This is a genomic window from Idiomarina sp. X4 (assembly GCF_002808045.1).
Lineage (GTDB): Bacteria > Pseudomonadota > Gammaproteobacteria > Enterobacterales > Alteromonadaceae > Idiomarina.
The window spans coordinates 1,454,506-1,470,477 of sequence record NZ_CP025000.1 but is presented as its reverse complement, the minus strand read 5'-3'; the positions used below and the strand labels follow the sequence as shown (position 1 = coordinate 1,470,477).

Annotated in this window: 12 protein-coding genes; 4 read left to right on the top strand and 8 right to left on the bottom strand. The window is 45.7% G+C overall.

Annotated features, from left to right (window positions below; genetic code table 11):
* The first annotated feature begins 16 nt into the window (after nucleotides 1-16).
* Nucleotides 17-1,636 (top strand): serine hydrolase domain-containing protein, encoded by a 1,620-nt coding sequence (locus tag CWC33_RS07035; protein WP_100691369.1) that lies wholly within the window; start codon nucleotides 17-19, stop codon nucleotides 1,634-1,636.
* Here CWC33_RS07035 and gdhA read toward each other — a convergent pair.
* The 3 genes from gdhA to CWC33_RS07020 all read right to left on the bottom strand — a co-directional run bounded on the left by gdhA (nucleotide 1,633) and on the right by CWC33_RS07020 (nucleotide 7,420).
* On the bottom strand, nucleotides 1,633-2,985 hold the full coding sequence (gene gdhA, locus CWC33_RS07030) for an NADP-specific glutamate dehydrogenase (RefSeq protein ID WP_100691368.1): 1,353 nt from the start codon (nucleotides 2,983-2,985) through the stop codon (nucleotides 1,633-1,635). The two genes, CWC33_RS07035 and gdhA, sit on opposite strands and share 4 nt — an antisense overlap.
* A gap of 126 nt (nucleotides 2,986-3,111) precedes the next feature.
* Nucleotides 3,112-6,084: a TonB-dependent receptor gene (locus tag CWC33_RS07025; protein WP_100691367.1), complete on the bottom strand. Its 2,973-nt coding sequence runs from the start codon at nucleotides 6,082-6,084 to the stop codon at nucleotides 3,112-3,114.
* Nucleotides 6,085-6,232: 148 nt separating this feature from the next.
* On the bottom strand, nucleotides 6,233-7,420 hold the full coding sequence (locus CWC33_RS07020; RefSeq protein WP_232709771.1) for a GGDEF domain-containing protein: 1,188 nt from the start codon (nucleotides 7,418-7,420) through the stop codon (nucleotides 6,233-6,235).
* 137 nt (nucleotides 7,421-7,557) lie between these two features.
* Here CWC33_RS07020 and CWC33_RS07015 point away from each other — a divergent pair, with 137 nt between their 5' ends.
* Together CWC33_RS07015 and CWC33_RS07010 are read left to right on the top strand one after the other, a co-directional pair.
* Complete coding sequence (locus tag CWC33_RS07015) at nucleotides 7,558-8,187, top strand: peroxiredoxin (protein WP_100691366.1); 630 nt, start codon at nucleotides 7,558-7,560, stop codon at nucleotides 8,185-8,187.
* A 124-nt stretch (nucleotides 8,188-8,311) separates the two neighbouring features.
* Nucleotides 8,312-9,952, top strand: coding sequence for a methyl-accepting chemotaxis protein (locus tag CWC33_RS07010; protein ID WP_100691365.1), 1,641 nt, complete (start codon nucleotides 8,312-8,314; stop codon nucleotides 9,950-9,952).
* On the opposite strand, the gene CWC33_RS07005 is transcribed toward CWC33_RS07010, so the two are convergent.
* Genes CWC33_RS07005 through hemH form a run of 5 tightly spaced genes read right to left on the bottom strand, consistent with a single transcriptional unit; the run spans nucleotide 9,949 to nucleotide 15,235 of the window.
* Nucleotides 9,949-12,621, bottom strand: coding sequence for a sensor domain-containing phosphodiesterase (locus CWC33_RS07005; RefSeq protein ID WP_100691364.1), 2,673 nt, complete (start codon nucleotides 12,619-12,621; stop codon nucleotides 9,949-9,951). The two genes, CWC33_RS07010 and CWC33_RS07005, sit on opposite strands and share 4 nt — an antisense overlap.
* Nucleotides 12,622-12,640: 19 nt before the next feature.
* Nucleotides 12,641-13,153 (bottom strand): hypothetical protein, encoded by a 513-nt coding sequence (locus CWC33_RS07000; RefSeq protein WP_100691363.1) that lies wholly within the window; start codon nucleotides 13,151-13,153, stop codon nucleotides 12,641-12,643.
* A 30-nt stretch (nucleotides 13,154-13,183) separates the two neighbouring features.
* Nucleotides 13,184-13,687, bottom strand: coding sequence for a retropepsin-like aspartic protease family protein (locus tag CWC33_RS06995; protein WP_100691362.1), 504 nt, complete (start codon nucleotides 13,685-13,687; stop codon nucleotides 13,184-13,186).
* Nucleotide 13,688: 1 nt separating this feature from the next.
* A complete protein-coding gene (locus CWC33_RS06990; RefSeq protein ID WP_100691361.1) occupies nucleotides 13,689-14,129 on the bottom strand; it encodes an OsmC family protein in 441 nt (146 codons plus the stop codon).
* 11 nt (nucleotides 14,130-14,140) lie between these two features.
* A complete protein-coding gene (hemH, locus tag CWC33_RS06985) occupies nucleotides 14,141-15,235 on the bottom strand; it encodes a ferrochelatase (RefSeq protein WP_100691360.1) in 1,095 nt (364 codons plus the stop codon).
* 145 nt (nucleotides 15,236-15,380) lie between these two features.
* Between hemH and CWC33_RS06980 the strand changes: the two genes are divergently transcribed.
* Nucleotides 15,381-15,965, top strand: a complete 585-nt coding sequence (locus CWC33_RS06980; protein ID WP_100692295.1) for a YqaA family protein — start codon at nucleotides 15,381-15,383, stop codon at nucleotides 15,963-15,965.
* The last annotated feature ends 7 nt before the right edge of the window (nucleotides 15,966-15,972 follow it).

Genomic DNA, 15,972 nt, shown 5'->3' with positions numbered 1-15,972 from the left:
CTTTTGAGGATATATCATGAAAACACTAACTCAATGGGTATTATTTAATGTTATAGCGGTGGCAGTTCTCTGCCACCCAGCATCTTTCGCTAGCCAGTATAACTCTGATCTTAATGGCATGTGGCGTGGGGAGTTAGAAATTCAAGAGGGCGTTAGTCTGACCATTGGCCTTTCAATAAAAGACGGTCAATTGACTTTAGACAGCCCTAACCAGGGCATGTTTGAACATAAACCGACTGAGTTTTCTATTACAGAGAATACAGTCAGCTTTTCCGACAAAAGTTTAAACGCCAGTTACCAGGGAAAATTGAACGAAGATGTTTTGATAGGCACCTTTAAACAAGGTAAGTCGTTTAACCTGGATATGCACAAGCTGACTGATAGTGACAAAGCCCGTTTAAAGTATGAAGCGACCTACGCCGGCAAGCTACCAGTTACCGAAAACAGTACACTTCCGCTTCGACTTAACGTCGCTGTTGTTCACGATGGTTACATTGGTACGCTTGATAGCCCTGCCCAGCAAAGCTATGGCATTCCTCTGACTGAACTTGTTATCAATGACAGTGAGCTCAGCTTTAAGTCACCAATGCTGCAAGCCAGCTTCTCTGGTGAACTGACTGAAGACGGATACGCAGGTACTTTTACGCAAGGCAAAGATTTCCCACTCACATTAAAGAAATTAGAATCGGGAACGGAACAGGCTAACGCTGACGCGCCCAAGCTTGGCGAACACGGCGCTACCGCTGTAGTTATAATGCCAGACAAAGTAGAAAAGAAATTCTATGGCGACCATGATGACAATACGCTTTATGAGATTGGTTCTGTCACTAAGACTATGGTGGGTTATTTATTAGCTGCGGCCGCAACTAACGACAATCTGGATCTGAATACGTCCATTAATGAGTTTTGGTCAAAGGGCCCGACAGATGTCACTTTAAAAGAGTTAGCGGTGCACCATAGTGGGCTGCCACGCTTACCGGCTAACCTGTTTGACAATGCGGACCAGAGTGACCCTTACGCTCATTTTGATGACTCCATGCTAGAGTCTTCACTGACGAGCACATCCGTTGGCGAAAGAGCTTACGAGTATTCGAATTTTGGCTATGGAGTGCTTGCAGAAGCTTTGGCTAAACACTCTGACACGTCATTTTCGGACTTATTACAAACACGAATTTTTGAACCATTTGGTATGCAAAGCAGTTATGTCGCATTAAATAGCGATAATGAGCCGGCAAACCTGACAGCAGGACACAATGTACTCGGTGAGCCGGTGCCTCATTGGCACTTCAAATCACTGGCCGGCGCTGGCGCCGTGGTTTCAAGCCCCAATGACATGACTCGCTATATTCAAACGCTCATGGGAAAAAGCGCTAACAACAACAAGGTTGTATCAACATTACTCAAACCACGGGAAACTATCGAAGGCTGCTGCCAACAAGCCTTAAGCTGGATGATCAGTGAAGACAGTAACGGTAAGCCATATGCTTGGCACAACGGCCAAACGGCCGGCTTTAGCAGTTTTGTTGGCTTTTATTTAGACGGTAGCCGGGGTGTTGTCGTTCTCAATGCTCAGTCAGTCAACGTGAACAGTGATGCTCTTTCGCTACTGACTGAAACATCCAAGAACCAGAATTAAACTACGCCTTGTTCAATCATAGCGTCAGCGACTTTACGGAAGCCGGCTACGTTGGCACCCAATACCAGATTTGACGGATGACCAAATTCCTCAGCCGTACGCTTCGCATCTCTGAAAATATTACGCATAATGCCTTTGAGCTTTTCATCCACTTCTTCAAACGACCAGCGCAACATACTGGCATTTTGCATCATTTCCAGCTGACTGGTAGCAACTCCTCCCGCATTCGCGGCTTTACCCGGACCGTAAGCGGTATTGCTTTCAATGAACAAGTCGACAGCTGCTTGTGTTGACGGCATATTGGCGCCTTCCACCACATATTTGCATCCGTTTTCCAGTAAGGCTTGGGCGTCCTTTTCGGTCAGCTCATTTTGAGTCGCGCACGGAAGTGCGATGTCGCCTTTATAACGCCAGACCGTATGCCCATCTTCCGGATAATCATCTCGTGGTGTGTATTCTGCGTTACTGTGAGTTTCTAAATACTCCTCTAAACGCCCATTTTGCTCTTCTTTTATACGTTTTACTAAGTCTAAGTCGATGCCGTTGTCATGGTAAATCGCTCCACTTGAGTCACTACAAGTCACGGGCGTAGCACCAAGTTCATAGAGCTTTTCCATCGCGTAAATAGCCACATTGCCAGAACCGGATACCAGACAACGCTTCCCTTCTAATGAGTCATCTTTATCGTCCAGCATGCATTCGGCAAAATAGACGGCCCCATAACCCGTCGCTTCTTTACGAACAAAGGAACCACCCCAGAGCGTGCTTTTACCCGTAAGAACACCGTCGAATCGATTCGCTAAGCGTTTATATTGGCCAAACAGATAGCCAATTTCCCGTGTTCCGACACCAATATCCCCAGCAGGAACATCCGTATTTGGCCCAATGTGGCGATACAATTCGCTCATAAACGATTGGCAAAAACGCATGATTTCAGCGTCCGACTTACCTTTAGGATCAAAGTTGGAGCCTCCCTTACCGCCGCCAATAGGCAGGCCTGTCAGCGCATTCTTAAATATTTGTTCAAAACCAAGAAACTTTATAATTCCGGCATTAACGCTTGGATGAAAGCGCAAACCGCCTTTGTAAGGGCCTAATGCCGAATTAAATTCAATACGATACCCTTTATTGACCTGTATCTGACCGCTATCGTCCACCCAGGGTACACGAAACATCACTTGCCTTTCCGGCTCAACCAGACGCTCAATAATCGCTTGTTCTCGATATTTAGGGCGCTCCTCTAACAAAGGCTCTATCGATTCAAGTACATCTTCCACCGCCTGATAAAACTCCGACTGCGCCGGGCTGGTTTGCTTTAATGTCTCGATAGTGTCTTTTATATAGCTCATGTCCGCCCTTTTTATTAATTAATAGTATTTAATTTAACGTACTCCGTTAAATTTAGATCGCCAAGTACTTAAAACAAAAAAACCCGGTAGCAAGCCACCGGGTTACAAAACGCTCCAGCAGGGAGACTAGAACGATAAACGTGCGCCTAAGTAGAAACGACGGGGTTTAACCCAGTCAACTCCTTCGCCAAAGGCATAAACACCGTCACCAGCAACAAGATCTTGCTCGCGGCGTACCGCTTGATCATCCAGTGCGTTAAAGACATCCAGGAAGAATTCAGCTTTATAATCTTCACCGAAGTTATGGGTGTATTTAACACGAAGATCCAAAGTGCCATAAGCAGGAGACTCTTGAGAGCCAATAGAGTCCTCGGCTAACCAGTTTGTGGTCACACCGCCATACTCGTAAGCATCCCCTTGCAACGGTAAGTGTCGACCGTAAATTGACCATGTACGGCTATAGATGGTACCTGAATTCCAGTTATAAACAGCACCCACTTCAATACCGTTATCAAACTTATAGCTACCGAATAATTTAACCAAGTGTTCCATATTACCTGGTTGATCACCATAAGTTCCTGGAGCTCTTGGATCTAACCATACAACGTCACCCTGGAAGTCGGCATTACTATCCGAGTTACTGTTACCTTTAGCATCGTTGTAAGTCCACGACGCATTGAAGAACCAGTTGTCTGATGGCGTTCTATGCTTAGTGAACGCTACCTGCAAACCTTGGTAGTCACGCTTAGCGCCTGCTAACGTTCCAATCACGTAGTTAGAACCTGGGTTCTCCTCATAACCAAAGTATGAAAGTGGCAAGTAGAACTCTGTTCCCTCTAATTGCTCGGTATATAAACCAAGGTCATAATCTTCCAGGATATCTTTGGTTGTACGATCCGTATAAGTCACTTCTACGCTCATGTTATCCGCAATATTTGTGGCGTAACCAAGCAAGATCTCATCGGTATACGGGGTTTTTGTGGTTGGCGCGAAAAACGCATCCTGAACTTGCTCACCACCGCGCACGCGATAAGTTAACCAGCGATCTTCCAGGTAAATTTGTTCATGACGAACAGGACCAGTTAAGTTACCGGCAAAGTCTGTCATGTTGGTACGAATTGGATCGTAGTAACGACCAACAAAGCCCCACACTTTACTCGAACCATCTATGTCGTATACAACACTGAAACGCGGCGCAACTTCCCAATCAAATTCAGCAATTTTATCGCCTTTAGACGAGAAGTGTTCCCAAGTTTCAGCGCGAAGGCCGGCATTGACTGTCCATTGATCAATTGTCCAGGTATCTTGAACAAAGAACGTTTTGCCTTTTGTTTCCATCTGAACCTGAGCTGTTTCAATCTCGTTATAACGGTAAACGTTGACATCTCCTGTCGGGTTTCCTTCAGTCGAGTCAAAAACGACACCATTACGCAGTTCGTCAGGCGTTATAGTGCCATCGCCATTGCTGTCATAGCGAGATTCGTACAAAGCAGCGTCTTCACTTTCTTGCATACCGGTTATCAGTCGTTCCAGGTCGTCAGCTGATAAGCTAATTTCACCAACCCAATTTTCACCACTGAGATACTCATCCATTGTTGTACCACTTTCTCTAGCACCAATAGACGTATACTGAGCACCATCACCCGTAACTTGACTGTCCTGGATATTTTCGTTGACCGTATAGACAAAACCAGCTTTCAACTCATGGCTACCATAGTCATAAGTATCCAGGAAGTATTCAAGTGTTGCCTGATACTCGTCTTTATTACGGAAATTAATTGAGTTAACACCGTAACCGCCTTTATCAGTATCAGCGTTCGTTGGTTCAAAACCGCCGTTAGTTCGATAAGCAACGTCATTTCGAGTCGAATTATCCGCAGCTAAATTTGAGACTTCACCTTCATGACTTGAAGCCTTTAAAGTAAGAATAAAGTTGTCCCAGTAACGAGAATATTCTATCCGGTAGTTATCCCCACCTTGTTCCTGAGCTCTATCCCTGTTATTCAATACCGTCGGGTCATCTGAACCACTAATTTCTCTAGGGTCATTAAACCAGCTCGCCACAAACCGGTCATTCGCGGTTGGCTGCCAGGTTAATTTAAAGAAGCCAAGATCTTGCTCATCGCTGATGCTACGTAACTTCGTATCCGTAACCGGATCAGTCACGTCTTCTTCGCGCTCTTTAATTTGGTATGAACCAAAGAACCAAAGTTCATCTTTGATGATTGGACCACCTAAAGTGACCGCAGTATCAAAAGTATCAAAGCTATTTTGAGAAAGGTGCTCGTTATCAGCGACCAAGCTATCGTTCTGGAAATAGTAGTTAACTGAGCCGCTCCACTCGTTACTACCAGACTTCGTGATAACTCGAGTCACCAAGCCCTGACCACCGGCATATTCTGCAGGAATACCACCGGTTAAGATACGCTGCTCCTGAATAATTTCAGAGTTGATATTTGCGCCAAAGGTGCCGGTCTGGTTGTCGGTAACATTAACACCATCAAGGTAGTACACGTTATCTGAAGAAGAGCCATACTCACCGCCGATGTCGGAATAGTTAACACCTGACTTGGACGATGGGTTGCCATCAAGTGAAGGCTTGGTACTTGGTGCGAGTTGCAAGTAATCCTGGAAGCTACGAGCCGTTGGCAATGATTCCGTCATATCGAGTGTAACGGAAGTCCCCGTTGTAGAGGAAGTCGTATCAATTGTCGACATCGCGCGACCGGTAACCTCGATGGTTTCAATATCACCACCCGCACGGCTCAACGCATAGTTTAGTTCAAACGTTTGGCCTGATGAAACACGAACATTACCAGATTCAAAGTCCGAGTAACCCTCTTCAACAACTTCAACCTGATACTCACGAGATGGCTGTAAGCCGCCTAAGCGAACATAACCGTCTTCATCAGTTTCAGCTGTCCGTGAGACTAATGTATCTGGAGCGCTGACGCTAACCGTTGCATTAGGAACAGGGTTACCCTGACTATCTGTGATTTGAATACGAAGCGTACCGGTATCCTGAGCGTAAGCTGAGGACGCAACACCGAGAGCGGCAGCGACCGATAACGCCGTGAGCGTTCTTTTAAGTCTTAGCATTATTGTTCTCTCCTTAAACAAACGCCACTAGCAAAGTGTACGTACATCTTGTTTTTGTTATAGAAAATTTAAGGATTGAGGATTGCCCTCAACAATAACGCTACTATTATGATTACAATTTGTCCAATTTTGTAATAATTCTTTACATTTACCTCATTACATAACGATTCCGCCCCGCCTTTTTGGCTGCATACAGGTTTTCATCCGCTCGCTTCAGAATACTGTCGGGCGTATCGCCGGGCGCTTTTGTCGTCGCTCCTAAACTGATGGTAACTTTCACCGTTTTTTTGTCGCTTTGCTTGCCACGTTTTTCTTTACCTTTTCGTGACTTTTCAGGTCGGGAAGGGTCTCGTAAAGCAAGCGGATAATTAGCCACCTTTGAGCGTACAGTTTCCAGTACGTCTTTTAACTTTTCTTCGTTGTTGTGTGAAAACACTAAAGTGAACTCTTCGCCCCCATATCGGTAAGCTTTAAATCCGCTAACACTTTTTAGAATACGACCAAGCAGCCTAAGCACCTGATCGCCAACCTCATGCCCGTAGCGATCATTGAACTTCTTAAAATGATCGACGTCGAGCATGCATACAGCACTTCGCTTGCGTAAATGTTGCAGCTCACTCATGAGCGCTCGGCGTTGCGGTAACCCGGTGAGCTCGTCAATATAAGCCAGCTTTAACATTCTGTCGGCTAGTGCCAGCAAGAAGCTAACTGAAACAACCAACACAGCCCACATTGACGCTTCAGTTTGCTCAACGCCGATAACAAACACCATAAAAGCTAACCAGGCCGCTAACTGACTCCAGCGAAACGCCGATGCTTGTCTATAGAGCAAGATAGTGGCCCATCCCCCTCCCATAGCAGTCATCCATAGCGCCGTGCCTACACCGGGAAATTCGCCAGCCAGGCTTAGCATTTCAGAAGGATTTAACAGAGCCACAGCGCCAGAAAATGGTTCTATAAGCAGTAACAAGGGAAAAAGGCCACCAGCAATAAACAGCAAGAAGCCGTTGATAGAAAACAGTACCGGCAACTTGATAAGCACCAACAGCACCGCCGTTAGCGACAGCCAAACCGGCAACGCTTCATATAAAACCGCCACAGGTTGTTGGCTCAGTGGCTGCTGCAAGCCCAACTGAATCACCGCATAAAATCCCGCGGTCCAGGCGCACCAATAAAACCATTGCCATTGTCGGAAAAAACCCGCAACAACGACGATCAAACTCAAAGAGGCAATAACACTCTCTGGCACCGGTAAGTCAACACTCGTCAATACCGTGGGCGAAAAAAAGCCCAACATAACCCAAACGACCAGAGGCAAAAATACAACTAAAGACAAACGTAACTCCTGCTAATAACTTAGCTGTCTAACGTAGAGTAAAAGGTTATAAGTTAACCACCTTGTAAAGCGGGCAATCAGCTACTATTTAAAGGTTATCTATTTTCGTCTTAAAAAGACATACTAGGAGTAGCTCTATGACATTACGTATTGGTGATACCGCACCCGATTTTACGATTGATACCACAGAAGGTTCGATCAATTTTCATGACTGGGCCAAAGGCTCTTGGGTCTTTTTCTTCAGCCACCCCGCTGACTACACGCCAGTTTGTACGACAGAAATGGGGCGTACATCGCAGTTAGCACCGGAGTTTAAAAAGCGCAACGTAAAACCATTAGGGCTTTCTACCGACTCAGTTGACGCGCACAAAGGCTGGATCAACGACATTAACGAAACTCAAAATACCGTTTTGGAGTTTCCAATTGTTGCAGACAAAGAGCTGGAAGTCGCTCAAAAGTACGACATGATTCACCCGAATGAGAGTGCTACAGCGACGGTTCGCTCGGTATTTATTATCGATCCGAACCAGAAAATTCGTCTGATAATGACTTACCCAATGACGGTTGGTCGTAATTTCAACGAGATTTTGCGCGTGATTGATGCGTTACAAACGACAGATCGCGAAGAAGTCGCTTGCCCTGCGGACTGGACACCAGGCGACTCCGTCATTATTCGTCCTAATGTCAGTGACGATGATGCAAAAGAGAAATTTCCACAAGGCTGGAAAACACTAAAACCCTATCTTCGCCTAACCGATATAAAATAACGTCAACCCAAACGCTGGGCTCGCGAGAGCTCGGCGTTTATTTATTGACCAGCTAAAGTAAAGCTGCTTAGCTTACGATAACAAGTCATTAGACTTTAGTCGTAAAGCAAAAAAGGCGAATAATATGAGCTGGTTCAATAACCTTCGATTCCGCTATAAGTTATTACTTCCCATTGTCCTTCTAGCAATGGTATTAATCGGTATCGCTGCTGTCAGCGCCGTTAACTTTAAATCTGTCGCAAACAGTGTTGATAAAATAGCCAGTGAACATTTACCCGGGCTTAATTACTTACTTCAAGCTGACCGGGATCTTCATCAGGCCCAAGTCGCAGAGCGGACTCTGCTCTCGGTTGAACCAGGCTCATCTCGTCAGCAGCAACTTTTAGACACACACAACGAAAACCTAGAGCAAGCCGAACAGCGGGTGAATCGATTCTTAAATCTAACGTCCAGCGCAGAAGAGCGCCGTATGGTCGAAGACTACAAAACAAAAAACGAAATATGGACAACCACCGCTCAGCGGGTGATTGAATTACACCGACAAGGTAGTGTTCAACAAGCCATTCAGCTCAGTCAAACTGACAGTGGTCCACAATTCGAAACGATGCGCAATGTACTGGATCAGCTCGAGCAACGAAAAGAAGAAGCCGCTCTTAGTCAATCGGAGTTGATAGATGGAATTATTATTCAAAGTAACTGGACACAAATGGTTGTCCTTGTTGTCGGTTTAGCTATTTGTGTGCTGCTTGCGCTGTTCTTCCCACCTTTAATTACCAAGCCCTTAAACTTAATGCTTGAACGCTTTGAAGACATGGCTAAAGGTGAAGGGGATTTAACTGCGCGTGTCAATCTGGATAGAAGCGATGAGTTAGGCCTAGTCGCCGACGCCTTTAATGAGTTTGTCGCCAAGCTACAACGTACTATTACCAAAATAAACTCCATGACAGAACAGTTGGCTACATCATCTGAAGAGCTATCCAGCATTTCCGAGCAATCCAACGCCAGTGTTAGGGAACAACATCAAGCCGTCGAACAAGTCGCAACGGCCATTCATGAAATGTCGACGACGGTGGATGAAATTGCGAAAAGTGCCAACGAGGCGGCTAATTCTGCGCGCACAGCAGACGATCACACCAAGCAAGGCCGGGACGTTGTCAATGCAACCGTTACTGCTATCAAAAATTTAGCGAACCACGTGAATCGAACCACGCAAACCATCACAAAAGTGGCCGAAGACAGTGATAACATTGGCAAAGTATTAGATGTCATTGGCAGTATTGCCGAACAAACCAACCTGCTGGCGTTAAATGCCGCTATTGAGTCAGCACGCGCTGGTGAACATGGTCGTGGCTTCTCAGTAGTCGCTGATGAGGTCAGAACGTTGGCTAGCCGCACTCAAGAGTCCACGCAGGAAATTCAGGAAATGATAGAGCGGCTGCAAGCGGCGACTAAAGAAGCTGTACAATCAATGCAAACCGGTAAAAAAGAAGCCGATCATACAGTCGACAGAGCGCAGGAGGCCGATGAGTCACTACAATCTATCACTCAGGCCGTCGACGAAATTAATGATATGAACAGCCATATTGCGAGCGCGGCTGACGAGCAAAGCTCTGTAACCGAAGAAATTAACCAGAACATTAATACGATTAGCAATATTTCTGATCAGTCGGCCCAGGCATCTGCTCAAGTTAAGGAATCGAGTGATAATTTAGCAAAGCTATCGTCTGACTTACAACGCGAGTTGCGTCAATTCCGAATCAGCTAGAGTTCGTTATCCAGAGACTGCTGGCGCTCTGCCCAACTGAGCAGTTCGTCCAGCGGTTTTGGTTTACAGAACAAATAGCCCTGCATATAGTCACAGCCTTGCTCGGCAAGAAAGGCAAACTCGGCTTCCGTTTCGACTCCTTCGGCAACGACCTGTATATGTAAGTCCTTAACCATCTTGAAGATACCGCGAGTAATAGCTGCGTTTTGAGCATTTTCGTTGATGTTTTCAGTAAAGCTTCGGTCTATTTTTAATTTATTGACCGGCAACGAGTTCAGATATCTCAGGCTGGCAAAACCACTACCAAAATCATCAATCGCAACGCCCATGCCCAACTCTCGAAGTTGTTCCAGCAACTCCGTGATACGCTTCGTATCGTGCATGAGCACATTTTCCGTAATTTCCGCTGTTAGCTCACCAGGCTGAACTTGATAAGACTTTAAGGTTTTCTTTACTTTTTCAATAAAGTCATCTCTATAAAACTGAATGGGTGAAAAGTTCACTGCTACCAAGCTTACTCCACGCGCTTTAAGTTTCTCTAAGTCGCGGCAAGCTTGGCGAAGCACCCAGTCACTAATAGGAATAATTTGCCCGGTACGTTCTGCCACCGGAATAAAGTCAGCAGGAGAAATATAACCACGCTCTGGATGCTGCCAGCGAATAAGCGCTTCCACGCCGGCCACTCGCCCTGCTGCAGTTACAATAGGTTGGTAAAATAGCTCGAACTGCTCTTTTTGTATTGCTCCCTGAATTTGGCTACGCAAAGTAACATGAAAGCTCAATCGCTCGTCGAGTTTTGATTCGTGCCACAACCAGGAGTTACCTCCTCGTTTTTTAGCTTCGTACATTGCAATATCAGCACGCTGAATCAGCTCCATCGGGTTACTAAATGTCGCCATATTGGAAGATACACCGATAGCCGCAGACAAAGACACCGACTTACCTTCCACTTTAAAAGGTTGTTCAAATACAGACAGTATTTCTTGGCAGTATGACGATATTTGTTCCTTATTACTGGTGTTTGTTATGACGGCAACAAATTCATCACCACCGAACCGGCACAGTAAATTAGGCATTAGAACAACGCGCTTCAAACGCTCGGCGGTTTCAATGAGTACCTGGTCACCCAAATAATGTCCTAAGCTGTCATTCACAGGCTTAAAGCCATCAAGGTCAATAAACAAGACATAGACTGCACGCTCTTCGTCGTCGAGCGCTTTCATCAAGTGCGTTTCCAGTGCCTTGCGGTTAGGTAAATTGGTTAAGGTGTCATGCGTGGCATTAAATGCCAACGCCTCTTCTTTATTAATGCGATCAGTAATGTCACTCTGTAAACCAACAAAATGAGTAACCTGTCCTGACGCACTTTTTACCGGTGATATCAATAACTCATTCCAAAAAGCGGAACCATCTTTTCGGTAGTTTTTAATGACCGTGCGAACTTGTTTTCTTTCTTTCAGTGTGCGCCGAATCTCTTGAACCGTGCGCTTGTCCGTATCCTTACCCTGCAAAATACGACAGCTTCTGCCAACCATTTCACTAAAGCTGTACCCGGTTAATTTCGCAAACGCCGGATTAATATAAGTAACGGGGTATCCTGGTTTCAAAGCATCACTAATAACCACCCCATTCACGCTCGACTCGATACCACTTTCCAGTATTTTTAACTGAGCTTCATTTTTCCTCTGCTCAGTTCTATCACGGGCTATGCCATGAACCCCAGTCACCTCGCCGTTGATAATAATGGGTGTATTCGTGATATCTAAATCGTATATGTGGCCCAGCTTATCAATCACTTTTATTTCGTAAGACTGGGCATTACCGCACTTCGCTTCCTCAAAATGTTCCTTTGTTCGTGCTCTGTCGGTTTCCACTACCGCTAACTCATAATGCTGACCAATTAATTCGTCCTCAGGGAGTTTTAACAGCTCACAGCCGGCTCGATTAATTGATATAAACCGACCTTCGATATCCATAGTGAACACGGGTTGTGGATTATACGAAAAGAGAGACTTATGATGCTGTTCGGTTCTCTCACGCTGCTCTTCCAGCTCTTTTTGCTCCATCACTAAAGCGACTAGGTCTCGTGTGCGGATGAGAAACTCAAGCTCTGTCTTAGTCGGTAACTTTGGATGCTGAAAATAGACCGCAAACGTACCTATTACACGCTCTTCTTTGACATGAAAGATAGGGTGGGACCAGCAGGCAACCAAATGATGTGTATCAATAAGTTCAGCAAAGTCGGTAAAGCGTTCGTCCAGTCGCATATCTTTGACAATAACCGACTTTTCAAGCGCGGCGGCGGTACCACAGGCACCGACACCATCTTCAATGGGTAACATCTGGAGAGCACTAACAAACGACTTAGGTAATGAAGGTCCAGCTGCTGCTCTTAGCACTTGCTCATCGTCACACCTTAGCATAACGGAGCAAAACGCCCCTTCAATTTGCGACTCTATCAGATAACAGATATCTTCAAGTTTCTTATCAAACGGCTTTTTCTGAACCAACGAATTTAACGCCTGATACTGCGCTTCGAGCAAGTAACCCAGACGGTAAGATTTTTTTTGCGAATAGTGCCGGTAAACCGACCAAAGCAACGTGATAGCTAAGAGTGTCAGCACCACTCCTGTTGCTATCCACGAATACTCCAGTAAGTTACCCTGCATTATCCATATCCGTTAGATATTACTTAATGCGTTGAACCCGCATGCGGCGATTGGAACCTTCACGACCAAAGAAGAATGAATTCAGTGCACCCCGCTCAATGTAGTATGAGTCTCCGTCCCATGAAAAATAACCACTGTCGGTTTGTTTCCAAACCTGACCGTTGGTTAACGTTATGCGCCACTTTCCATAGGGGCCTTCTTCGCGATCGGCCAAGGTCACGCTAATACGCTCATCTTCCGTCCCTTCTTTTTCTTTATGCTCAAATCCGAAACGATCATTGGCACTTTCGCGTCGCTCTTGAGCTTTTTCCTTCATCTCGGCGGCCTTTTGCTTACCTTTACGGGCCTGTTCCGGAAGCTCTCTGTCCTGACGTTTTCTCTCTCCAGCTCGTTCTTTCTTAGCTAAATTGTCATAACACACCAAACGCTCTAACGAATCTTCAATTTCGGCACAGGCCTCTAATCCTGACTGTTGAGCAAAACTTGTAGCACTGAAGGCAACCGCTGCCATTCCAATAAACAACTTATGCATGATTTATTCTTCCTATAAATTTGATCCGTTTTAATACGTTAACCTTAGCGTATCGTTTTTTTGGGTTAACTCAAATTCTTTTAACGCACTCATTCCTAACAATATGACGTTCCCATCCATCCCCGGAGTAATAGAAGCGTCCACATTATTCAGCCGTATGTCGCCCAGTTCCAGCGTGTCAATTTCTGTCCGATAGGTAACGACCCGACCGTTGGCGGTTTGTGACATTCCTTGCCGCCCTTTTTGCAACCCTAATTGACGCGCAAGCTCTTCAGGAACCGCTACTAGCGTCGCTCCGGTGTCTAAAAGAAACGTCACCTGTTGACCATTTATTTTTCCTCTGGTCACATAATGCCCCATACGGTTCTGCTCTAAAACGACCGTAACCTCACCACTGCTGCGATAGCTCTGGATGTTTGAATTGGGGTTGAACTGCTCCTGAAGCTGATCTTGAAAAAACCAAACTAATAGAGCAATTGCCAGCCCCCACGCAATGAACATAAAGGGCTTTCCAAAAGAGTTACCGGCTGCCATTTTAGTTTTTTACCTTGTTACCGTTACTGTCCTCGACAGTAACGGTAACATCAATACCACTACGCACGCTCTGAGTAACGACACAGAAATCCTCAAACTGCTCAAGCGCTCTGTCCAAATGTTCAAGTTGTTCAGCCGTGTTTCCAAGCGTAATGCTGACATTCATACCAATAATACGCCAACGTCCATCCACTCGATCTAACTCACCTTTTACCGTCGCACTGACCTTGCCCGGATCGTCTTTAAATTTCCTCAAAGCAAACATTAGGCTAGCCGACAGACAGTTAGCGACTGATGCCGCCAACAAACGGGAGGGGTTCGGTCCACTACCATCACCTAATGGTTCAGGCTCATCCGATGTCACCTCACCAAATTCACCGAAGTCGATAAGAAATTTGTACTTATCAACTAGCTCCATTGATACTGAAAACTCTTTTTCCATCACAGCTCTCCCTAGTCACGATAAGGCAGCGTTTGCTTCTCGACTTTATCCGCTAATTTCTGACGTTGCTCAGTCATTTTTTCAACGGACCAACCCTGCAAGTGCGTATTCACCAACTCTGTTAGCGCTTTTATATGATCAGGCTCGGCATTCAATGCGCTAATATACTCATAACGCTCTCCGCCGCTTTCCATAAAGTACTCTCGGTTTTCCTCACCAATTTCTTCGATAGTTTCCAGACAGTCAGCACTGAACCCCGGACAAAAAACCTGTACTGACTTAACCCCTTTTTGGGGTAAGGCTTTCATGGTCATGTCGGTGTATGGCTGCAGCCACTCTTCGCGACCAAAACGCGACTGAAAAGTGGTTAAATACTCATCTTGGCTCAAACCGAGGCGTTCTGCCAATAGCCGCGAGGTTTTGTAGCACTCACAATGATACGGGTCCCCGTTTTTCAAGTAACGCAGCGGTATGCCATGGTAGGAAAACAGTAATTTGTCAGCACGCCCATGTTCATTCCAGTGACGTTCAATACGCTTAGCGGCTGCTTCTATAAAAGGCGGGTAGTCATGGTAATGCGTGACAAAACGCAGCTCCGGTAACCAACGCCGCTGGGTAAAATCTTTCGCGAACGCATCGAACGTCGAAGCCGTAGTTGATGCACTGTATTGCGGGTAAAGAGGCAAAACCAGCAGCTTACGCACGCCTTTTTCCAGCATCCGTTCAATAACATCGGAAATAGCTGGGTTTCCGTAGCGCATGGCAAAGTCGACAACAATGTCCTCACCCCAGGTTTCTTTTAGTTTTGCTTCTATGCCTTTGGCCTGGTCTTCCGTATGAAATAAAAGCGGTGAACCTCGATCTGTCCAAACCGTTTTATAAGCTTCTGCTGAGCGTTTCGGGCGAAAGCGTAAAATAACGCCATTTAAAATCAACGACCAAAGCAACCGTGGCACCTCGACCACCCGAGGGTCTGACAAAAACTCTTTCAAATAGGGCTTCAAGGCTTTCTTTGTTGGAGCCTCAGGTGTGCCTAAATTAGTGACAAGCACACCTATTTTGTCAGCTTGGCGGTGAGAAAACGAAGAGCTACCACGATATTTCATCTGCTTTTACCTTAAAATTCTGTTTTTGCTTGGGAATAAAGCGAAATTTACGTAATTTTTAACGGGTTCGATCCCTATTTGCAAAAAAATCAGGTTACACTGCAACGATACACGCTATCTAAAATATTTGCTTGACCCATTTAATATGTCGACAACATCTACTCGTGAAAAATGGTACAAGAAACTGGCCAACTCACCACACGCGCTAGTACTTCTGTTTTTTCTGTCGGCGTTAGAAGCGACGGTCTTACCGATTCCGCTAGAGCTTATCCTGGTACCTTATATGGTGCTGGAGCGAGAGCGTATTTGGTTAATTGCATCCGTTGCATTAGCTGGGTTCATGGCGGGCTCAGTCGGCGGTTATTACATTGGTTATGCGTTGTTCGATACCATCGGCCAATGGTTTATTGACTACTTATCCGTTCAGGAGCAATACGGCGAGTTTCAATCGGCTCTGGAAAATAACGGCTTCTGGTCAATATTCCTGGTTGGCGTTACGCCTGTTCCTTTTCAGGTGGCGATGCTAGCCGCAGGAGCCGGTCAGTACCCATTAACTCTATTTTTATTATCTGCCGGCATTGCGAGAGCATTACGTTACTATATTCTGGCCGCCTTAGTGTTCTGGCTCGGGCCACAAGCGGAAGATATCTGGAAACGTTATTCGGGACCCGCCGGATGGTCCATACTTATTGCTGCGGTTTCTGTTATATTGTTGATACAATTTTTATAATCAACAG